At 69.0% G+C, this 19,960-nt stretch carries 15 protein-coding genes; 8 read left to right on the top strand and 7 right to left on the bottom strand.

The window, feature by feature from the left end; all coding sequences use genetic code 11:
• Window positions 1–34: 34 nt before the first annotated feature.
• From ACFWN3_RS00450 to ACFWN3_RS00435, 4 genes are all read right to left on the bottom strand, one after another.
• Complete coding sequence (locus tag ACFWN3_RS00450) at window positions 35–373, bottom strand: hypothetical protein (RefSeq protein WP_377642354.1); 339 nt, start codon at window positions 371–373, stop codon at window positions 35–37.
• A gap of 98 nt (window positions 374–471) precedes the next feature.
• Complete coding sequence (locus ACFWN3_RS00445; RefSeq protein ID WP_377642352.1) at window positions 472–1,362, bottom strand: MaoC family dehydratase; 891 nt, start codon at window positions 1,360–1,362, stop codon at window positions 472–474.
• On the bottom strand, window positions 1,355–2,707 hold the full coding sequence (locus ACFWN3_RS00440) for a 3-oxoacyl-ACP reductase (protein ID WP_377642350.1): 1,353 nt from the start codon (window positions 2,705–2,707) through the stop codon (window positions 1,355–1,357). The genes ACFWN3_RS00445 and ACFWN3_RS00440 overlap by 8 nt, the downstream gene beginning before the upstream one ends.
• A gap of 1 nt (window position 2,708) precedes the next feature.
• Window positions 2,709–3,992 (bottom strand): acetyl-CoA C-acetyltransferase, encoded by a 1,284-nt coding sequence (locus ACFWN3_RS00435; RefSeq protein ID WP_377642348.1) that lies wholly within the window; start codon window positions 3,990–3,992, stop codon window positions 2,709–2,711.
• A 119-nt stretch (window positions 3,993–4,111) separates the two neighbouring features.
• Between ACFWN3_RS00435 and ACFWN3_RS00430 the strand changes: the two genes are divergently transcribed.
• A complete protein-coding gene (locus ACFWN3_RS00430; protein ID WP_377642346.1) occupies window positions 4,112–4,828 on the top strand; it encodes a TetR/AcrR family transcriptional regulator in 717 nt (238 codons plus the stop codon).
• Between the two features lie 36 nt (window positions 4,829–4,864).
• On the opposite strand, the gene ACFWN3_RS00425 is transcribed toward ACFWN3_RS00430, so the two are convergent.
• Genes ACFWN3_RS00425 through ACFWN3_RS00415 form a run of 3 tightly spaced genes read right to left on the bottom strand, consistent with a single transcriptional unit; the run spans window position 4,865 to window position 7,894 of the window.
• Complete coding sequence (locus ACFWN3_RS00425) at window positions 4,865–6,124, bottom strand: class I SAM-dependent methyltransferase (protein ID WP_377642344.1); 1,260 nt, start codon at window positions 6,122–6,124, stop codon at window positions 4,865–4,867.
• 46 nt (window positions 6,125–6,170) lie between these two features.
• Complete coding sequence (locus tag ACFWN3_RS00420; protein WP_377642342.1) at window positions 6,171–7,553, bottom strand: FAD-binding oxidoreductase; 1,383 nt, start codon at window positions 7,551–7,553, stop codon at window positions 6,171–6,173.
• Window positions 7,550–7,894, bottom strand: coding sequence for a hypothetical protein (locus ACFWN3_RS00415; RefSeq protein ID WP_377642340.1), 345 nt, complete (start codon window positions 7,892–7,894; stop codon window positions 7,550–7,552). Before ACFWN3_RS00415 ends, ACFWN3_RS00420 begins: the two co-directional genes overlap by 4 nt.
• Window positions 7,895–8,076: 182 nt before the next feature.
• Here ACFWN3_RS00415 and ACFWN3_RS00410 point away from each other — a divergent pair, with 182 nt between their 5' ends.
• The 7 genes from ACFWN3_RS00410 to ACFWN3_RS00380 all read left to right on the top strand — a co-directional run bounded on the left by ACFWN3_RS00410 (window position 8,077) and on the right by ACFWN3_RS00380 (window position 19,732).
• The gene (locus ACFWN3_RS00410; RefSeq protein ID WP_377642338.1) at window positions 8,077–8,676 is read left to right on the top strand and encodes a hypothetical protein; all 600 of its coding nucleotides are present in this window, start codon (window positions 8,077–8,079) and stop codon (window positions 8,674–8,676) included.
• Window positions 8,677–8,843: 167 nt separating this feature from the next.
• Window positions 8,844–9,986 (top strand): tyrosine-type recombinase/integrase, encoded by a 1,143-nt coding sequence (locus ACFWN3_RS00405; RefSeq protein WP_377642336.1) that lies wholly within the window; start codon window positions 8,844–8,846, stop codon window positions 9,984–9,986.
• Between the two features lie 370 nt (window positions 9,987–10,356).
• Window positions 10,357–11,853 (top strand): N-6 DNA methylase, encoded by a 1,497-nt coding sequence (locus tag ACFWN3_RS00400; protein ID WP_377642334.1) that lies wholly within the window; start codon window positions 10,357–10,359, stop codon window positions 11,851–11,853.
• A complete protein-coding gene (locus ACFWN3_RS00395) occupies window positions 11,850–13,028 on the top strand; it encodes a restriction endonuclease subunit S (protein WP_377642332.1) in 1,179 nt (392 codons plus the stop codon). The genes ACFWN3_RS00400 and ACFWN3_RS00395 overlap by 4 nt, the downstream gene beginning before the upstream one ends.
• Before the next feature lie 21 nt (window positions 13,029–13,049).
• The gene (locus ACFWN3_RS00390) at window positions 13,050–14,111 is read left to right on the top strand and encodes a hypothetical protein (RefSeq protein ID WP_377642330.1); all 1,062 of its coding nucleotides are present in this window, start codon (window positions 13,050–13,052) and stop codon (window positions 14,109–14,111) included.
• Window positions 14,112–14,120: 9 nt separating this feature from the next.
• A complete protein-coding gene (locus ACFWN3_RS00385) occupies window positions 14,121–17,471 on the top strand; it encodes a DEAD/DEAH box helicase family protein (RefSeq protein WP_377642328.1) in 3,351 nt (1,116 codons plus the stop codon).
• Window positions 17,468–19,732 carry a P-loop NTPase fold protein gene (locus ACFWN3_RS00380; RefSeq protein WP_377642326.1) on the top strand — a complete coding sequence of 755 codons (2,265 nt, stop codon included), beginning with the start codon at window positions 17,468–17,470 and terminating at the stop codon, window positions 19,730–19,732. The genes ACFWN3_RS00385 and ACFWN3_RS00380 overlap by 4 nt, the downstream gene beginning before the upstream one ends.
• The last annotated feature ends 228 nt before the right edge of the window (window positions 19,733–19,960 follow it).

The following is a 19,960-nucleotide window of genomic DNA, read 5'->3' as shown; positions in this document are numbered from 1 at the left end:
CGTCCTCGCCGGGGGCCCACCGTCGGAGCGTCCGTCAGGACGGCGGGTAGCCACCGCCGCTCGGCACGCAGGTGATGATGAAGCTGATGTCCTTGGGGCTCGTGTACGTGTCGTAGCCCGAGCCGGCGCCGCCGCCGGTCACGGTGACCTCGCGTCCGGCCTTGACGACGTAGAAGGCGACACCGGAGGCCTTGGTGAACGACTTGAGGCCGTCGGCGTACTCGACCTTCGAGCACACGTACTGGCCGCCGTTTTCCCAGTTGTCGGGGTTGTTGAGGGTCGGGTCGACGCCGGCGGAGGCCGAGGCGGCCCCGGCGACGAGGGCCAGCGCGGCGAGGGCCGTGGCTGACGAGAGACGGGTGGCGAGTGTCATGGGCTTCTCCTCGTGGTTCCCCTGCAGTTCCGGCGTGTGCCGGACCACGCGGGCCACCGGAGGAGCGCGGCGGTCGGGCCGACCATGGCCCGGAATGACTACGCCGCCGGCCCGCCCTCAGCAGGTTCACCGACGTCGAGGGTGAGGACGAGGTGGGTCGTGGCGGGGTCCGTCGCGGAGCGCAGGGCCGCGGTCACCGGCCCGGCGCCGTGGCTGCGCACCAGCTCGACGGTGGACGGGAGGAAGACCGGCCTGGTGAACCACACCCGGCTGCGCGACGGTCCGAGCGAGCCACGCCCGAGGACCGCCAGGCTGCGCGACCAGGTCCACATCCCGTGGGCGAGGTGGCGGGGGAAGCCGAGCGCCCTCGCCCCGAGCGGGTGCAGGTGGATGGGGTTGACGTCGCCCGAGACGGCGGCGTAGGCGCGCCCGAGGTCGTCGGGCAGGCGCCAGCGCGCCACGGCGGGCCCGTCGGGGGCGTCGGGCGGGACGTCGTCCCGCGGGGCGTCCTCGGTCCCACGACCCCGGCTGAGGTACACCGAGTCGCACTCCCAGACCAACTCGTCGTCGACGTGGGCCTCCAGCCGGACGTCGAGGGTCCGCCCGCGGCGGTGCGGTGCGATGGCGCCGGCGGTCACCGAGAGGGTGAGCGGCTCCCGGGCGTCGAGGGCCCGGTGGGACGTCACGTCGTTGGCGAGGTGGACCATGCCCGGCAGGGGCATCGGGAAGTCGGCGCGCGCCATCAGCGCGGTCTGGACGGGGAAGGCGAGCACCCACGGGTACGGCTGCGGCAGGGTGTCGCCGACCGCGTAGCCGCACAGCCGCTGGTAGGCGACGAGCCGCTCACGGTCGACGGGCACGCCCACGACGCGCAGCGTCCGGTCGGGGACGGTGTCCCCGCGCCGCCCCCGGGCCGTCACCGCGGCCCTCGCGAGCAGCGGTGCGGTGGAGGGGATCCCGGCGAGCGTCTCGACCGCCACCTCAGGCACCCAGCAGGCTCTGCCCGCAGACCCGGACGACGTTCCCGCTCAGCGCGGCCTGCTCGGGTGCCGCGAAGAACGCGATCGTCTCGGCGACGTCGACCGGGAGGCCGCCCTGGTTCAGGCTGTTGAGCCGGCGCCCGATCTCGCGGGTGGCGAGCGGGATCCGCGCCGTCATCTCGGTCTCGATGAAGCCCGGGGCCACGGCGTTGGTCGTGATCCCGCGCGACCGCAGGGCCTCGTCCGCCGCATAGGCGTCGACGAGCCCGATGACGCCGGCCTTGGACGCCGCGTAGCTCGACTGCCCGCGGTTGCCCGCGATGCCGGCGATGGAGCTGACGAGGACGACGCGGCCCCCGTCGCGCAGGCCGTCCGGTGCGAGGAGCGCCTCGTTCATCCGCAGGATCGACAGGAGGTTGACCTCGAGGACGCCGGCCCACCGCTCGGCGTCGGTGTTGGCGAGGAGCTTGTCGCGGGTGATCCCGGCGTTGTGGACGACGATGTCGACGCCCCCGTGGCGGCCCACGGCGTGGTCGACGATCCGGCGGCCCGCGTCCTCGGCGGTGACGTCGACCTGCAGGGCGGTGCCCCCGACCTCGTTGGCCACGGCGGCGAGCTGGGCGCCGGACGCGGGGACGTCGACGCAGACGACGGTCGCGCCGTCGCGCCCGAGCGTGCGGGCGATGTCGGCGCCGATGCCGCGCGCGGCGCCGGTGACGACGGCGACCTTCCCGGCGAGCGGGCGGTCGACGTCGTCGGGCACGAGACCGGCCGCGCCGGGCCCGCCGCGGAACACCTGCCCGTCGACGTACGCCGACCGGGCGGACAGGAGGAAGGTCACGGTGCCGAGGGCGGCGCCCTCCGACCCGTCGGCGACGAGGACGAGGTTCGCGGTCGCGCCCGAGCGCAGCTCCTTGGCCACCGAGCGGGTGATGCCCTCGAGGGCGCGCCGGGCGGCCCGTCGGGCTGCCGTGCCCGCCAGCGCGGGGTCGCGGCCGACGACGACGACCCGGGCGCAGCGGCCGAGCCGCTTGAGCGCCGGGGCGAGCGTGGAACGCAGCGACTCGAGGTCGGCGGGGGTCTCGGCGGCGGTGAGGTCGACGACGACCCCGCCGAGGCGAGCCTCCTCGGGGACCTCGGTGACGACGGCGGCGCCCGCCCCCTCGAGACCGGCGCACAGGGCGGTCAGGGCCGGGGTGTCGCCGTGTCCGCCGACGAGGAGGGGTCCGTCGACGAGCGGGCGTCCGGGTACGTGCCGACGCAGGGCGACCGGCTGGGGCAGGCCGATCGTCGAGGCGATCCGGCGTCCCGCGGTGGAGGAGACGAACGCGGTGTAGCCGTCGCGGTGCGCCATGTCAGGCCGCCTCGAGGATCGCGACGACGCCCTGGCCGCCGGCCGCGCAGATCGAGACGAGCCCGCGCGAGCCGGGACCGCGCTCGTGGAGGAGCTTGGCCAGGGTCGCGACGATCCGGCCGCCGGTGGCCGCGAAGGGGTGACCCGCCGCGAGCGAGGAGCCGGCGACGTTGAGCCTCGAGCGGTCGACGGGGCCGAGGGCGCCCTCGCGACCGAGCCGGTCACGGCAGAACGTCTCGCTCTCCCAGGCGGCGAGGGTCGACAGGACCGTCGAGGCGAACGCCTCGTGGATCTCGTAGAGGTCGAAGTCCTGCAGGCTCAGGCCCTGGCGCTCGAGCATCCGCGGGACGGCGTACGCGGGCGCCATCAGCAGGCCCTCGTCGCCCGAGACGTAGTCGACCGCGGCGGTCTCGCCGTCGACGAACCACGCGAGCGGCGCCAGTCCGTGGGCGGCCGCCCACTCCTCGGAGCCGAGCAGCACGGCGGAGGCGCCGTCGGTGAGCGGCGTCGAGTTGCCCGCCGTCATCGTCGCCCCGTCGCCGCTGCCGAACACCGTCCGGAGCGAGCCGAGCTTCTCGATCGTCGAGTCGGCGCGCAGGTTCTGGTCCCGGGTCAGCCCGAGGTAGGGGGTCAGGAGGTCGTCGAAGAAGCCGCGGTCGTAGGCCGCCGCGAGGTTCTGGTGGCTCGCCAGGGCGAGCTCGTCCTGGGCCTCGCGGGTGATCCCCCACCGCTCGGCCGTGATGGCCATGTGGTCGCCCATCGACATCCCGGTGCGCGGCTCGGAGTTGCCCGGCACCTGGATGCCGAGGTCGGTCGGGCGCAGGGTCAGGGCGGCCTTCGCGCGGTCGGCCGGCGTCTTGGCCCGGTTGAGCCTGAGGATCTTCCGGCGCAGCCGCTCGGGGACGACGATCGGGGCGTCGGAGGCGGAGTCGACCCCGCCGGCGATGCCCGAGTCGGCCTGTCCGAGGGCGATCTTGTTCGCGACGAGGATCGCGGCCTCGAGGCCGGTTCCGCACGCCTGGGTGATGTCGTAGGCGGGCGTCGTGGGCGCCAGGCTCGAGCCGAGGACCGCCTCGCGCGTGAGGTTGAAGTCGCGGCTGTGCTTGATGACGGCCCCGGCGACGACCTCGCCGAGCCGCTCCCCCGCGAGCCCGTGGCGGGCGACGAGCCCCTCGAGGGCGGCGGTCAGCATGTCCTGGTTCGAGGCCTCGGCGTAGGCACCGAACTGGCGGGCGAAGGGGATGCGGTTGCCGCCGAGGACGGCGGCGCGGCGGGTGGTGGTCACCGGTCAGGGCTCCTTGGGTCGGGAGGTCGAGCAGGGCTCGAGCAGGGCCGGGTCCGGCCGCGCGAGGTATCCGGTACGGACGGTAACAGGTACCGCTGGTTCCTGCTACCGTCCGGGGCATGACCGGGACGCGGACCTCCCCCGACGGGCGCAGCTCGCGGTGGGACGAGCACCGCCTCACCCGCCGGGCCGAGCTCGTCGAGGCGACCCTCCGGGCGGTCCGCGAGCACGGGGCCGGGGTCGGGATGGACGAGGTCGCCGCCGTCGCCGGGACCTCGAAGACGGTCTTCTACCGCCACTTCACCGACCGCGCCGGGCTGTGGACCGCGGTCGCCGAGCGGGTCGACGCGACGATCGTCCGCGGGCTCACCCGGGCCGCCGACACCCCCGCCGACACCCCCGACGGCCCGACGGGACGCACCGGCGGGTCGCCCGGGTCCGCGGCCCCGGCCCGCGGTCGCGTCCGCGCCGTCATCGCGGCCTACCTCCACCTCGTCGAGACCGACCCCGAGGTCTACCGCTTCATCGTCACCGCCCCGCTCGTGCCACCCGGCGAGCGGCCGAGCGGCGACGTCGCCGCCGGGATGACCGACCGCATCGCCCGCCACGTCGCCGACCTCGTGGGGGCCGGCCTCGGCGGCTCGCTGGACGGCTCCTCCCCCACGCCGCGCCTGTGGGGCGTGGCGGTCGTCGGGATGGTGCGGGCGACGGCCGACGCCTGGCTCGCCGGAGGTGGCGCCGCCGGTGGCCAGAGCAGCGACGAGCTCGCCGACGACCTCACCCGGCTCGTCTGGGACGGTCTCGGCTCGCTCGCCGCGGCCCCCGCCGAGGGCTGAGCCCGGCCAGCGTCGCACCCCCGGCCCGCGACGTCCTCAGGCCTGCCACCAGGGACGCAGCGGCAGCCCGGTGCGACCGTCGGCGTACGGCTTGACCGCGAGGACCTGGTGGAGCTGGACCTCGTTGCGCTCGAAGCCGAGCCGCGAGCCCGCCATGTACAGTCCCCAGACCCGCGCGGTGCCCTCGCCGACCTCCGCGACGCACTCGTCCCAGTGCTCGACGAGGTTCCCGCACCACTGCTGCAGCGTGCGGGCGTAGTGGGGCCGGAGGTTCTCCTCGTGGACGACCTCGAGCCCGCGGTCCTGCGCGGCGGAGATGATCCGCCCCGAGCCGGTGAGCTCGCCGTCGGGGAAGACGTAGCGGTCGATGAACGCGCCGGTCTCCTGGCGGCGGTTGTGCGGGCGGGTGATGCAGTGGTTGAGCAGCGTGCCGCCGGGCCGGAGTCGGTCGTGGATGAACCGGAAGTAGGAGCCGTACCGGCGCACCCCGACGTGCTCGGTGAGCCCGATCGAGGAGACGGCGTCGAAACCCGTCTCGGTGACGTCGCGGTAGTCGCTGTGCCGCACGTCGGCCAGCCCGGCCAGTCCCTCCTCGGCGATGGCCTTCTGGGCCCACAGCGCCTGCTGGCGCGAGAGCGTGACCCCGGTGACGCGCACGCCCCGCCGGGCGGCGTGGCGCACCATGCCACCCCAGCCGCAGCCGAGGTCGAGCAGCCGGTCGCCGGCCTCGAGGCCGAGCTTGTCGAGGACGAGCCGGTACTTGTTCTCCTGGGCCTCCTCGAGCGACGCGTCGTCGTGCGGGTAGCAGGCGCACGTGTAGGTCATCGACGGGCCGAGGACGAGCTCGTAGAACCGGTTCGAGACGTCGTAGTGGTGGTGGATGGCCTCGGCGTCACGGGTCACCGAGTGGCGCAGGCCCTCGGCGACCCGGCGCCACCGGGGCAGGTTCTCCTGCGGCGGCGGCGGAGGTGGCGTCAGGCCCTTGACGCCGAGCTCGCGGGCGGCCTCGAGCGCCGCCGCGGCCGAGGGCCGGTGGAAGCGGACGTCGGCGAGGTCGACGAGGACGTCGTAGGGGTCACCGGGGTGGATCCCGTGGATGGCGAGGTCGCCCGAGACGTACGCCCGGGCGAGCCCGAGGTCGCCGGGGGCGGTCGCGAGGTACGCGAGGGCCCGTGGCGTGCGCAGCTCGAGCGTGCGGGCGGCGTCGGGCGGGCCCAGCGAGGAGCCGTCGTAGGCGCGCAGGGCGACGGGTAGCGGGCCGTCGACGACGGAGTCGACGATCTCGGCGATGGACATCGGGCGGTGCTCCCTCCGGGTGGGTACTCGTGGACGGCGGTCGGGCTCAGGCGCCCCTGACCGCCTTGGCGTAGAGGTCGGGCAGGCGGCTCCCGGGGTCCCACCGCTCCTTGAGCACGCGGTAGGCGTCGCCGCCGTAGAGACGGGCGAACTCGTCGGGGTCGTAGAAGGACTCGGAGTACAGCGACTTGTGGCCACCGAGGGCGGACACCTCCGCCTCGATCCGGCGGTTGGTGGCCCCCGGGACACCACCAGGCGTGGTGGGGACCGAGGACCAGAACCCGATGTTGACGTAGGTCTCGTCCGGGCGGAGCGGGTAGAGGGTCCACGGCCTGTCACTGCGAAGACGCAACGGGCACAGCCAGATCGGCTCGATGGGAACCTCGCGCAGGAACCAGCGGAGGAAGCCGGCCGTGGCCGCCAGGGGGATCTCGACGTCCTGGACGACGCGCTCGCGCGGTGGCCGGCCGTGCCGCGCCTCGAGGCGGTCGGCGACGTCGAAGCGGCGGTCGAGGGCGATGAGCCTCCAGTAGACGCTGCTGCGCAGGAGCCGCCGCGGCCAGAGCCGACGGACCGCGGGGTGCTGGGCCCCGAAGGCCCGGGAGCACCAGAACCAGTCGGTGTCCCAGCGCCACAGGTAGTCGTGGGTGGTGAGGAGGTCGCGCCGCGGTTCCGGGTCGTCGTGCTGGAGGGAGCGGTAGTAGACCGATGCCTTCGTGCGGTCGCTCGTCGGGCCGGGGTCGTCGGTGCGGGTGCCGAGGACGAGGTAGGACTCGGTGGCCGAGAAGACGACGCCGTCGACGTAGTCGACCTCCGCTCCGTCCCACTCCCCCTCGGCGACGACGGTGCCCAGGGCGGCGACGAGGGTGTCGACGTCGTGGAGGCGCACGTGCCGCAGGGAGACGGTGCGGCCCACGGGCTCCAGCTCGATCCGCAGCCGGGTGGCGTAGCCCAGCGTCCCGTAGCTGTTGGGGAACCCGCGGAACAGGTCGGGGTGGCGGTCGGGGGCCACCGTCACGAGCTCACCGGAACCGGTGAGGACGTCCATCTCGAGGACCGACTCGTGGGGCAGCCCGTTGCGCCACGAGGCCGACTCGATGCCCAGCCCCGTGACGGCCCCGCCGAGGGTGATGGTGCGCAGCTGGGGGACGACGAGCGGCGTGAGGCCGTGCGGCAGCGTGACGTCGACGAGGTCCTCGTACGTGCACATCCCCTGGACGTCGGCGGTCCGGGCGTCGGGGTCGACGGCCACGACGCCGGTGAGGCCCGTGGTGTCCAGCCCCGGCACCGACGTGGACGTGCGGCCCCGGAAGAGGTTGGACGTCCTCTTCGCGAGGCGCACCGGGCTGCCCGACGGGATGGCGCGGTGGCTGCGCAGCAGGCGCTCGACGCCGCTGTCGTGGCTCGTGCCGACGACGGTCGCGGTCACGTGGCCTCCACCGGGTCCCCGACGCGCACCCAGCCCTCCTCGCCGACCGCGGCGTGGAGACCGGCGCACGCGTTGCCGGTCGCCTCGACGGCCAGGAGCGTCCCGCCGACGCGCAGGACGTTGCCGGCGAGGGCCTCGACCTCGGCCGTGGGGACGTCGAGGACGAGGTTGGCGCGGGTCGTCGGCGAGTCGTCGCCGACGAGCGAGACCGCTGCCCTCTTCCTCCGGTCGCCCTCGAGGCCGGCGTTCGTGACGCGCACGGCCCGGACCTCGACGCCCGGCTCGCCGCGCGTGGGGAAGGTGTGGATGGCACGCACCCGGATGACGCCCATGTCTGTCATCAATACACCCGGCCCCCGACACCCGTCGCTGTCATTTCGCTGTGGATCGCGGGCCGAACGCCCCGGTTGAGTGGTTCCCCGCCTGTGCTCCCGCGGGCGGGACGGCTAGCGTCGATCCCGGCACGGAGCACGGATGAGGAGACGATCATGGCGATGACGCGCTCGACGCCGCGGGCGAGGCCGTGACCGGCGCCGCGCGGGCCACCCGGACCGGCCGCGCCCGGGCCACGGCGCTGGTCACGTGGGCCTACGCCGGCATGTTCGGTGTCCCGGCCGTCCCCGTCGCGGTCTTCCTCGTCCGCGAGGGCAGGCTCCCGTCACTGTGGGGACTGTTCGACCTGTACGGCGGCCCCTGGTCCTCGAGCGTCGCCGACGACCGGATGGTCGCCCTGCTCGTCGGGTTCGCGGGCGTGGTCGCGGCGGCCGGCCTGTCGGGCCTCCTGCTGTGGAGGGGGCGCCGGTCCGGTGCCGTGCTGAACCTGGCCCTGCTCCCGGTGGAGGCGGTCTTCTGGGTGGGGTTCGCCCTCCCCGTCCCCTGGCTCCTCGGGGTCGCGAGGGTCGTGCTCGTCGCGAGGGCGTGGCGCGGGCTCGGCGGGGCGCGGCGCTCGGCGACGGACGAGGGGCCGGAGCCGGGGACCCCCCTGGACGACGAACGTCCCGCTCCGCCGGAGCGGAGGGGACGTCTCGTGGATGTGGAGGGACTCGAAGGGAAAATGGCGGGTCGTGGCCAGAAGGGTCCCTTCACGTCCACACGTGCCCATAAGGGCCCTGAACTGCACTGATGCCCAACGTCACTGGAGTATGGTGTGGACGTGAAGGGACAGAAGATGTTGCTTCATCCGACACGTATCCGACACGCGGGGCTTTCATGGCATCTGGCAGACGAGCCTTCGGACAGATCACCCGGCTCCCCAGCAAGCGCTACCGGGCCCGTTACACCGGACCCGACATGGCCCTGCACAGTGCAGCCACCACCTTCGAGAGCCGCCTCGATGCCGAGGCCTGGCTGACCGACGAGCGCCGCCTGGTCTCTTCAGGTGACTGGACATCGCCGACCGCGCGTCGAGCAGCCGCCCGCCGCACGGAGGAGGCGCGTCGTGCCCGCACCTTCGCCAGCTACGCGTACGCGTGGCTGGCCGGTCGTCACGACCTGCGCCCCACCACTCGGATGAGCTACGAGATCGCGCTGAGGCGCCACCTCGTCCCGTGGTTCGGCCCCAGGCCTGTCGACGAGATCGGGTTGGAGGACGTCCGAGCGTGGTTCGCCTCCTACGGCGAGAGAACACCGACTGCTAGGGCCCACGCCTACTCCGTGCTCGCCGCCATCATGAACCAAGCGGTCGACGACGAGGTCCTCGTCCGGACGCCGTGCCGGATCAAGCGCGGGAGCCGCGCCAAGGTCAGGCGCGAGCCCGAGGTGCTGACCCTTCGCGAGCTCCTCGCCCTCGCCGAGGCCATGCCCGCGCAGCATCGGGCCCTGACTCTGCTCTGCGGCCTATGCGGACTGCGATTCGGGGAGGCGGTGGCGCTGCGCCGCCGTGACCTCGACCTCGACGGCGGCACGGTATCTGTCTCGAGAACCGCGACAAGAGCACAGGGCCGCAAGAGCGTCGGCCCACCCAAGACCGAGGCCGGCAAGCGCACGGTCGCCATGCCCCGGCTCGTTGTCGACAGCCTGAGGGAGCACCTGTCCCACTTCCCCGTCACGGGCCGGGACGCCCTCATCTTTCCCGGACGCGACGGCGAACTCCTCGCCCAGAGCTCGCTCTACGGGCTCCCGGCTCGCGTCGAGCGCCGTGACGGACGCGAGTACGGCAAAGAGGCCTTCGGATTTACGCGGGCTCGAGAGGAGATCGGCAAGCCCGGCCTGCACTGGCACGACCTGCGCCGCACCGCCGCGACCCTCGGCGCGCAGGCCGGCGCCACCGTCCGCGAGATGCAAAGCCGCCTCGGCCACGCCACCCCCACCATGGCCCTGTACTACCAACAGGCCACCGCTGACCGGGACCGAGCCATTGCCGATCGACTGCAGGAAACGGTCGACGCGCTGAACCCCAGTTCCGTCACCACCCTTACACCGAAACGAGCCTGACGCCGTCGCGGTCTCAGCAGCCCGATCTTGCCGCGGAGTACCAAAGGAGGAGGACGACCGCGGGGTGACAGGCTATCCGCATACAGGCCCCTTTGATGGCGATGCCGAAACGTCCTCATCTGCCGATGGTCGCGTCTAGCTAGGTGCGTCACTCCGCCCAGTAGGGGAAGCCGTTCACGCCCTCGGCGAGGGTGGCTCCGCTCGTGGGTGCCACGTCACAAAGGCCGCCCGGTCCAGGGCGTGGAGCAACGCAACCATCCATGGCGCAAGTTGCCCCACCGGGCCTGTGCACCGATGAGGGCCAGGTTGGGTCGGGCGCCCCGGCAGCCTGAAAGGCTGCCCCGAGGGACCGGGCAGCAGGAGGTCGCCCATGTCCAAGTCCAACGGCCCGGCTCTTACTAGGGTTGCGCCTGTGATCACGGGTGAGCTGAAGAGCAAGATCGACCGCGTCTGGGACGCCTTCTGGTCAGGGGGTATCAGCAACCCGCTCGAGGTCATTGAGCAGATCACCTACCTGCTGTTCATCCGCCGCCTCGACGACATCCAGACGCTGGCCGAGAAGAAGGCGCGCGTGACCGGCGGCGCTGTCGAGAGCCCCGCTTTCCTGCCCGGCCAGGCTCACCTGAGGTGGAGTCAGTTCAAGAACACCTCCCCCGAAGTGATGCACAAGACGATCGCCGACGAGGTCTTCCCATTCCTTCGCGGGATGGGCGACGGCACCACGTACAGCGAGCACATGAAGGATGCCCGCTTCACCATCCCGACCGCAGCGCTGCTGTCCAAGGTCGTCGACATGCTCGACGACATCCCGATGGCGGACCGCGACACCAACGGCGACCTCTACGAGTACCTGCTCTCCAAGATCGCCTCAGCCGGGGTCAACGGCCAGTTCCGTACGCCACGCCACATCATCGACCTGATGGTGAGGATGACCGCGCCTCAGCCGGGCGACGAGGTCTGCGACCCGGCCTGTGGCACGGCTGGCTTCCTCGTGGCCGCCAGCGAGTACGTCCGCGACACACACGCCGACGCGCTCCTCGACCAGATGCAGCGCAAGCACTTCCACGCCTCGATGTTCCACGGCTACGACTTCGACTCCACCATGCTGCGCATCGGCAGTATGAACATGTTGCTGCACGGCATCGAGTCCCCTGACATCCGCTACCGCGACTCCCTGTCCGAAGGCGCGGCCGCATATGCCGACAAGTACACGCTGATTCTGGCCAACCCTCCCTTCGCCGGGTCGCTCGACTACGAGTCGACGGCGAAGGACCTCCAGCGGATCGTGAAGACCAAGAAGACCGAACTGCTCTTCCTCGCGCTGTTCCTCAAGCTTCTCAAGTCTGGTGGACGAGCGGCTGTCATCGTTCCCGACGGTGTCCTCTTCGGTTCGAGCACAGCACACAAGGCGCTGCGCAAGATGCTGGTCGAAGAGCAGAAACTCGACGCCGTCGTAAAGCTGCCGTCAGGTGTCTTTCGCCCGTACGCCGGCGTCTCCACCGCGATCCTGTTCTTCACCAAGACCAACTCCGGCGGCACCGACGACGTCTGGTTCTACGACGTCCGCGCCGACGGATTCAGCCTTGATGACAAGCGCAGCCCCGTCGAGGCGACCGACCTCCCTGACGCTCTCGCCCGCTGGCAGAACCGCGGCTCTGAGAAGGATCGCGCCCGCACCGAGCAGTCCTTCTTTGTGCCCAAGGCCGACATCGCATCCCAGGGCTACGACCTGTCGCTCAACCGCTACAAAGAAATCGTCCACGACGATATCGAGCACCGCGCACCGCTTGAAGTCATCGCCGAGATCGAAACCCTCGAAGACGAGATCACCAAAGGCCTCGCCGACCTGAAGGAACTGCTGTCGTGAAGACCGCCCGCGTGGGTGACCTCGCTGAGCAACTGCGAGGAGTGACCTTCTCGAAGTTCGACGCAGCTCCGAGCCCACGCGCCGGCTACGTCCCCGTGCTTACGGCTGGGAACATCCAGGATGGTCGACTCATCACGTCAACCCTGACCTACGTGCCGTCCAGCAAAGTCGGAGCCAAGCAGTTAGTGCGCGAGAACGACGTCGTGATTTGCACATCGAGTGGAAGTCTTGGCGTAGTCGGCAAAGCAGCACGTAGCGACGGTTCATTCAGCGGTGGATTCGGGGCTTTCCTTAAGGTACTTCGGCCTGGCCCAGAGGTCGACCCAAGGTACTTCGCGCACTATTTCCAAACTCCGTCATACCGCCGAATCATCTCCTCTCAGGCAGCTGGAGCGAACATCAACAACCTGAAGAACGAGCATCTGAACAATCTCGATATTCCCCTACCGCCCCTCCCTGAGCAGCGGCGTATCGCTGCGATCCTCGACCACGCCGACGCACTCCGCGCCAAGCGCCGCCGAGTGCTCGCCCAACTCAATTCTCTGACGCAGTCGATGTTCCACCACACGTTCGGGAGCGAATCTCGGGTAGACTTCGGAACTCTGATGGCCGACGGCCCCAAGAACGGCCTCTATCGCCCGGCATCCGACTATGGCTCAGGCACGCCGATCGTCCGAATCGACTCGTTCAAGTTCGGATCAAGCGTCATTCACGTCGATTCGCTTCGTCGCCTGCGTGCCTCGCCAGCGCAGGTCCAAGAGTTCGGCTTGCAGGTTGGCGACCTCTTAGTGAACCGGGTCAACAGCCGTGAGCATGTGGGCAAGACGGCGCTTGTCGGCCCATTGCAAGAAGCGACTGTCTTTGAGTCCAACATGATGCGTATTCGAGTTGACAGAGACCTCGTGCTTCCAGTGTTCGTCGCTGAGTTTATGCAGACGAAGGACGTTCGTGCACAGGTCAAGCCGATGACCAAGGACGCTGTCAACCAGTCCAGCATCAATCAGACGGACGTCCGTTCGATCCAAGTCCCCCTGCCATCGCTGGATGTTCAGCGCGTCTTCGCTGCAAGAGTTGCCCTGATCGATTCGCAGGGGGACCTCATAAGGCGGGCCCTTGTTGCAGATGAAACTCTGTTCGCCTCCCTTCAAGTCCGCGCCTTCCGAGGGGAGCTGTGACCGATGCCGGTTGAGATGAGGATGTGGCGCATCGACGGCGACGAGCCGAAGCCGCTGACCGCTTCTGTCCTGCCTGCCGAGAAGGAACTACACGAGTTCCTTAAGCGCGACCCATCGCTGCTCGGCGAGCGCCTGATGGTCATCGGTAGCGAGGTGATCACGCCGTACGGTCCGCGGCTCGACCTGCTTGCGATCGACGCCGACGGCAATCTCAACTTGTTGGAGCTAAAGCGCGACAAGACGCCACGCGAGGTTGTCGCCCAGGTTCTCGACTACGGCTCCTGGGCGTCGACGCTGTCCCGCGACGACATCATTGACATCGCCACCAAGCACCTTGACCAGCCGTTCGAGGCCGCGTTCGAGGACGTCTTCGGCAGCGCTCCGCCCGACGAGTTGAACGGCGCCCTCAGCCTCACGATCGTGGCTGCCGAACTCGACGCCAGCTCGGAGCGCATCGTCAACTATCTGCGAGATTTCGGAGTCCCCGTCAACGCGGTCTTCTTCTCCTATCTCGAGGACGACGGGCGCCGCTACCTCGCCCGCTCATGGCTCACGGCCTCGGACGACGAGACCCCGAAGGCAACCACGGGTAACAAGAAGAGCAAGCGCGCAGCATGGAACGGGAAGGACTGGTATATCTCCTTTGCAGGTGGCGACCGCATGTGGGAAGACGCCCGCCAAAACGGCTTCGTCTCGGGTGGCGGCGGCAAGATGTTCTCGCAAGACATGCGGACATTGCCCAAGGACGCTCGGATCTGGGTCAACGTCCCGCCCATGCGCTACGTGGCGGTGGGGCGAGTCCTGGCACCGGCGGCACGTTTCGAGCACGCCCAAGTCCTTGTCGGCGGCAACTGGGTGCAACTGAGCGCCCAAGCGCTGCACGGCACTTACCCTGATGACCCTGCGACGCCGGACGACATCGCTGAGTGGGTCGTGCCGGTCGAGTGGATCGATGCGCGGCCTCTCGAGGCGGGGTTCTGGGAGAGGGGCATGTTCGCCAGCCAGCACAGCGCCTGCAAGCTGCGCCAGGAGTTCACCCTCGGGCGCTTGGCCGCCCACTTCAACACCGACGACGGCGAGTAGCCGACTGCGATGGGGAACTTCGACTTCGTCCGCCAGACGCTGCCGTCACTGCATGACGACTGCGCTCGGGCTGAGTCGTACCTGTCGTCCGACCCGCGATCGGCCTGCTTCTACAGCCGCCGGGTGGTCGAGGAGCTCGTCGGCTATTTGTATGACGTCCTCTCGCTGCCCCTGCCGTACCGCGACGACCTGGCGGCGAAGATCAACGACGCTGCGTTGAAGGCCGAAGTGCCGCAAGGCATCACGCAGAAGCTGACCGCGATTCGTCGCATCGCCAATACTGCAGTGCACGAAAGCCGGCCGATCCGCCCGGACGTGTCGCTGGCGGTGCTGCGCGAGCTGTTCAACGTCATCGTGTGGACGTCCTACCACCACTCCCCGGCGCCGACAGTGGTGCCGCTGCAGGCCCAGTTCGACCCGGCCTTGGCAGCCAAGGCCGCACCGCTGTCACACGAGGAAGTCGCCCGCCTCGCCGTAAAGTTCAAGGAGCAGGACGAGGCCCACACCCTCGAGCTCGCCGAGAAGGACGAGCGGCTGGCCGCCCACGAGGCGGAGATCGCCGAGCTGAAGGCTCAGATCGCAGCCGCCCAGGCAGCAGCCGCGCCCGACACGCGCGACTACGACGAGGCCGCCGCCCGCGACCTCTTCATCGACGTCCTGCTGCACGAGGCCGGGTGGACGCTGGATGAGGAGCGTAACCGCGAGTACCCCGTCACGGGGATGCCCAACGCCGAGGGGAGCGGCTTCGTCGACTACGTCCTGTGGGGCGCCAATGGTCTGCCGCTGGCGGTGGTGGAAGCCAAGCGCACCGCCAAGTCACCGGAGGTTGGCCAGCAGCAGGCCAAGCTCTACGCCGACTGCCTGGAGAAGAAGTTCGGCCGACGACCAGTGATCTTCTACACCAACGGCTACGAGCACCGGATCTGGGACGACGCCGGCGGTTACCCACCGCGCGAGACCCAGGGCTTCTACACACGCGACGAGCTGGAGCTGCTCATCCAGCGCCGCCAGACCAAGCTCCCATTGTCATCCGCGCAGGCGAACACTGACATCGCTGGCCGCCCGTACCAGGTGCGGGCCATCAAGGCAGTGGGCGATGCGTTCGACCGCAAGCAACGCGAGGCCCTCCTCGTGATGGCAACCGGCTCGGGTAAGACCCGCACCACCATCGCCCTCGTCGACCTGTTGCAGAAGGCGAACTGGGTCAAGCGCGTGCTCTTCCTCGCTGACCGCACCGCCCTGATCAACCAAGCCGCCAACGCGTTCAAGCAGCATTTGCCTAGCTCGACGACGGTCAACCTCGTGAACGAGAGGGCAATTGAGGGACGGGTCTACGTCTCGACGTACCCCACGATGATGAACCTCATCAACGAGATTGACGACGGCACTCGCCGCTTCGGGCCGGGCTACTTCGACCTCATTGTGATCGACGAGGCCCACCGCTCCGTCTACGCCAAGTACGGCGCGATCTTCGACTTCTTCGACTCACTACTCATCGGCCTCACCGCGACGCCCAAGGACGAGGTCGACCACAACACCTACCGGCTGTTCCACCTCGAAGACGGCGTCCCCACCGACAACTACTCCTTGGACGAAGCAGTCGACTCCGGCTACCTCGTGCCCCCAAAGGGCGTCAGCGTCGGAACCCAGTTCCTGCGCTCCGGTATCAAGTACGACGACCTCACCGAGGAGGAGAAGGACCAGTGGGACGCGCTCGACTGGGGCGAGGACGGTCCGCCCGACGAGGTTGGTGCCGAGGAGATCAACCGGTTCCTATTCAACGAGGACACCGTCGACAAGGTCCTCGGAACCCTGATGGTGCAGGGCTATAAGGTGGCCGGCGGGGACCGTATGGGCAAGACGATCATCTTCGCCAAGTCCCAGAAGCACGCCGAGTTCATCGAGAAGCGCTTCAACCTCGCCTACCCCGAGCTCGCCGGTCACTTCGCTCGCGTGATCACCCATGGCACGCCGTACGCCCAGTCGCTGATCGACGACTTCTCGATCAAAGACAAGGCGCCGCACATCGCGATCAGCGTCGACATGCTCGACACCGGCATCGACGTCCCCGAGGTCGTCAACCTGGTCTTCTTCAAGATGGTGCGCTCGAAGTCGAAGTTCTGGCAGATGATCGGCCGCGGCACTCGTCTGTGCCCCGACCTCTTCCGCCCCGGAGAGGACAAGCAGGACTTCCTGGTCTTCGACTTCTGCGGCAACCTCGAGTACTTCAGCCAGGACCTTCCCGGATCCCAGGGGCAGACCCAGAAGTCACTCTCCCAACGTCTTTTCGAGGCGCGACTCGGACTGGTCACCGCGATCGGCGACAACGAACCCGATCTGCGCTGGTCCACCCTGAAGACACTGCACGAGGTCGTCGCCGGGATTAACCTGGAGAACTTCGTCGTCCGCCCGCACCGCCGAGCCGTAGAGAAGTACGCGTCCGCAGACGCCTGGAACCAGATCGTGCCCGAGGACTCGGAGGCGTTGCTCACGCTCGCCGGACTGCCGTCCTCGGTCCGTGACGACGACGAGGACGCCAAGCGCTTCGACCTCCTCATCCTGCGTCGCCAACTCGCCCAGCTCGACGGCGATGCCGTGCTGGCCGAGAGGCTGCGCGAGTCCGTCCAGCACATCGCAGTCGCGCTGCTCGGCAAGACCACGATCCCGAGCGTCGCCGAGCAGGCCGTGCTGCTGGAGTCGGTGGCCGGCGACGAGTGGTGGATCGACGTGACGCTGCCGATGCTGGAACTCGCCCGACTCCGCATCCGAGGCCTCGCGCGGTTCATCGAGAAGCATGCACGCAACCCGATCTACACAGACTTCGAGGACACGATCGGTGAAGGCGTCGAGGTGGTGCTGCCCCGCGTCACCCCCGGCACCAACTTCGAGCGCTTCCGCGCCAAGGCCGAGGCGTACCTCCGCGAGCACCTCGACAACCTCGCCCTCCAGCGCCTCCGCCGCAACAAGCAGCTCACCGCGAACGACCTCAGCGAGCTGGAGCAGATGCTTGTCGCCTCCGGCGGCCAGCAGGTCGACATCATCTGGGCGAGAGAGCAAACCGGCGGTCTCGGCATCTTCGTCCGCAGCCTCGTCGGCCTCGACCGCTCGGCAGCGACGGAGGCGTTCGAAAACTACCTCGACGGCACGAAGTTCTCCGCCGATCAGGTCCGCTTCGTGAACCTCATCATCGACGAGCTGACCAAGAACGGTGTCATGGGGCCCGCACGCCTCTTCGAGTCGCCCTACACCGACCACGCCCCCACCGGCCCCGACTACTTCTTCCCGGACGCAGACGTCGAGGTCATCGTCGAGACGTTGAACGGCATCAAGCGCAAGGCCCTACCTGAGGAGGTCGCGTGAATTTCGGCCGGAAGGATCCGGTCACCCCACGCACGCCAAGGACACTCGCCCGAAACACGAAGTCGCTCTATGCCGACGACGCTGACGGTCTTGACCGCGACGTCCTCAATCGAAAGAGGCTGGCAACGCAACTGGGGCGAGCCGTCAGGGACCTTGCGGAGGAGACCGAGAGCGCAGTTGTTGGCCTGGTCGGCCCGTGGGGGGCCGGCAAGTCGAGCTTGCTCGGCCAGATCGAGAAGGACCTAGCCGAGCATGACTGGTACATCGGACGGCACAACCCTTGGGCCTACTCAGATTTGGCAGGCTCTGCCGCTGGCTTCTTCGCCTCTCTCCGCGACGCCGTTCCTGAGGATGTCCTCGGAAAGGAATGGCGCGCGGTCGTGGGCGAGTGGGTCTCCAAGGCAGCACCGCTCGGCGCGGCAGGCGGCGTCGCGGGCGTCGACGGGTCCGGCGCGATCGGCGCGGTCGGTGCTGTCATCACCGGCGACCGCAGCCCGGCACGTCTCCGCGAGACAGCAGCAGAAGGCCTGACCAAAATCGATCACCCAGTCCTCATGGTCCTCGACGACCTCGACCGACTAGCGCCCGACGAGTTGCTCTACACGTTCAAGCTCGTTCGGCTCCTCGGCCGGCTGCCAAACGTCTACTACCTGCTCGCATACGACGAGGCGACCCTCACGGATCTTCTCGAATCGACCGACCTGGTGGGCGAGGGAACAGGTCGTGCGCAGCAGTACCTCGAGAAGATCATTCAGGTTCGCCTTGAGATTCCACCCATGCTGCCGGAGCAGCAGGCAGCGCTGGCGAACGCCGCGATTGACGAGATTTGTGCGCGGCGGGGAATAACGCTGTCGGCCGGCACTAACCGTCGAATACAGCAGATCTGGCAGGACTGCCTGTCGACCTACCTAGACCAACCACGCTCAGTGAAGCGCCTGTTCACCCAAGTCGACGCTACGTGGCCAGACGTCGCCGGAGAGGTCGACTTCTCCGACTTCGTCGCTATCACATTCCTGCGTGTCTTTGAGCGTCCGACGCTTGACCTGGTCGTCGACCATCGCGCTGAGATCCTGCAGCAGGCCTCCGCCTTCAGCTTTGGAATCCGACAGGAGTCGCCGCAAGACCGATGGGCACGGTGGAAGCAACGGATCGCCGACGCTGGGCCGCGGCACCCCGGTGCGATCGAGGCCCTATTAGCGCACCTCTTCATCTCTATCCGCGGCGCCCGTGAGGGCCAGACCTACGCCGGCTCCTCCTACCAAGACGACGTCACTCAGAGGATGGGTGTCGGTACCTCCGAGCACTTCGACCGGTACGTCCAAGTCGGCGTTCCAGAGTCGGACCTGCCCGAGTCGACCGTTAGAGCAGCAGCTGACGAGTTGCGGGCGGGCGAGTATGGCGACGCGTTGGCCGAGCTCGTTCGTCGAATGGGCCAAGACGCCGCTCCCGGCTTACGCAAGCTGCGCCGAGAGCACCTTTCGTCGCCGCTGCCTGCATCGACGACCCTCCCCCTGCTCAACAGCCTCTACCTGCCCGCGATGGACCAGAAGAGCGGTCCACTCGGGCTCTCGCCGAACTTCAGCATCATCGGTCTCGCCATGGACGTGCTCGATAAGACCGAAACCGCGACCGCGACCACTCTGGTCGAGCAGATGGCTCGCTCGGACGCGGCCGGGCTCGCCCTGGCAGCGGACTGCGTGCGCATGGCGTTCAAGGACTCGGACACACCACGCCCGTGGGCAGCAGGCGCGAAAACACCAGTCGCAGCAGCACTCGATGATGGGATCAGGGCGTTCGCTAGTCAGCCGGCCAGATCCCACCCTCGCCTGTTGTCCTACCTTTACGACCACCTTCACCTCGCCGAGCCGGCAAACACCCGCGAGCTGCTCTGGGAAGCCATCGACTCCGGCGCGTGGGAACTACGCGAGGTGCTCGGACTGATGATCCCCCTCGGACAGGCCAGCAACGGCGAAGCCACCTGGACCTCTATGGGCGACTTCTCCGAGAGCACGATCGAGGACCTGCTCGGCGTTGACGCAGTGCTGGCCCGGATCCCCGAACAGCCGGACCTGCTCGAGCGCCACGACCCGAATGACTACTTCGATCGGCGAGTGGACGACGACGATCTCGGTGCGAGAATCGAGTACGCCCTCATCGGCTTGGAGCGCGTGCGGGCACGGCGGCGCAAAGAGACGGAGACCGCAGACGCCGAGCCGACACCGACACCCGACGAAGGTGAGCAGCTCGGATCAGACACTTGATCGCCTGCGTACTATCGCCGCCCATGCCGCGTAGGCGCCTGAGCGTGAGTCGCCTGGGCTTGACAGCACTGGCTAATTGCACCGACGAGGCATTCAACCGGACATCCAGCCGCTCGCGCGAAAGCCCCTTCGACACTTATCTACGGGGCGATGCGCAGGCTGGGGTCTCCGAGTGGGCGGAGACTGATCACCTCACATGCCGCGCTCCGTGCGTTCCTAGGCGTGCGC

Source organism: Oryzobacter terrae, assembly GCF_042756445.1.
Classification (GTDB): domain Bacteria; phylum Actinomycetota; class Actinomycetes; order Actinomycetales; family Dermatophilaceae; genus Oryzobacter; species Oryzobacter terrae.
The sequence above is the reverse complement of the archived record's forward strand: the minus strand, read 5'-3'. Positions and strand labels throughout refer to the sequence as shown.

Bases quoted from the DNA above. Each gene is read 5' to 3' on its own strand.
- ACFWN3_RS00450 (WP_377642354.1), bottom strand. From the start codon at position 373: ATGACACTCGCCACCCGTCTCTCGTCAGCCACGGCCCTCGCCGCGCTG.
- ACFWN3_RS00440 (WP_377642350.1), bottom strand. From the start codon at position 2,707: ATGGCGCACCGCGACGGCTACACCGCGTTCGTCTCCTCCACCGCGGGA.
- ACFWN3_RS00430 (WP_377642346.1), top strand. From the start codon at position 4,112: ATGACCGGGACGCGGACCTCCCCCGACGGGCGCAGCTCGCGGTGGGAC.
- ACFWN3_RS00425 (WP_377642344.1), bottom strand. From the start codon at position 6,124: ATGTCCATCGCCGAGATCGTCGACTCCGTCGTCGACGGCCCGCTACCC.
- ACFWN3_RS00415 (WP_377642340.1), bottom strand. From the start codon at position 7,894: ATGACAGACATGGGCGTCATCCGGGTGCGTGCCATCCACACCTTCCCC.
- ACFWN3_RS00405 (WP_377642336.1), top strand. From the start codon at position 8,844: ATGGCCCTGCACAGTGCAGCCACCACCTTCGAGAGCCGCCTCGATGCC.
- ACFWN3_RS00400 (WP_377642334.1), top strand. From the start codon at position 10,357: ATGTCCAAGTCCAACGGCCCGGCTCTTACTAGGGTTGCGCCTGTGATC.
- ACFWN3_RS00390 (WP_377642330.1), top strand. From the start codon at position 13,050: ATGTGGCGCATCGACGGCGACGAGCCGAAGCCGCTGACCGCTTCTGTC.
- ACFWN3_RS00385 (WP_377642328.1), top strand. From the start codon at position 14,121: ATGGGGAACTTCGACTTCGTCCGCCAGACGCTGCCGTCACTGCATGAC.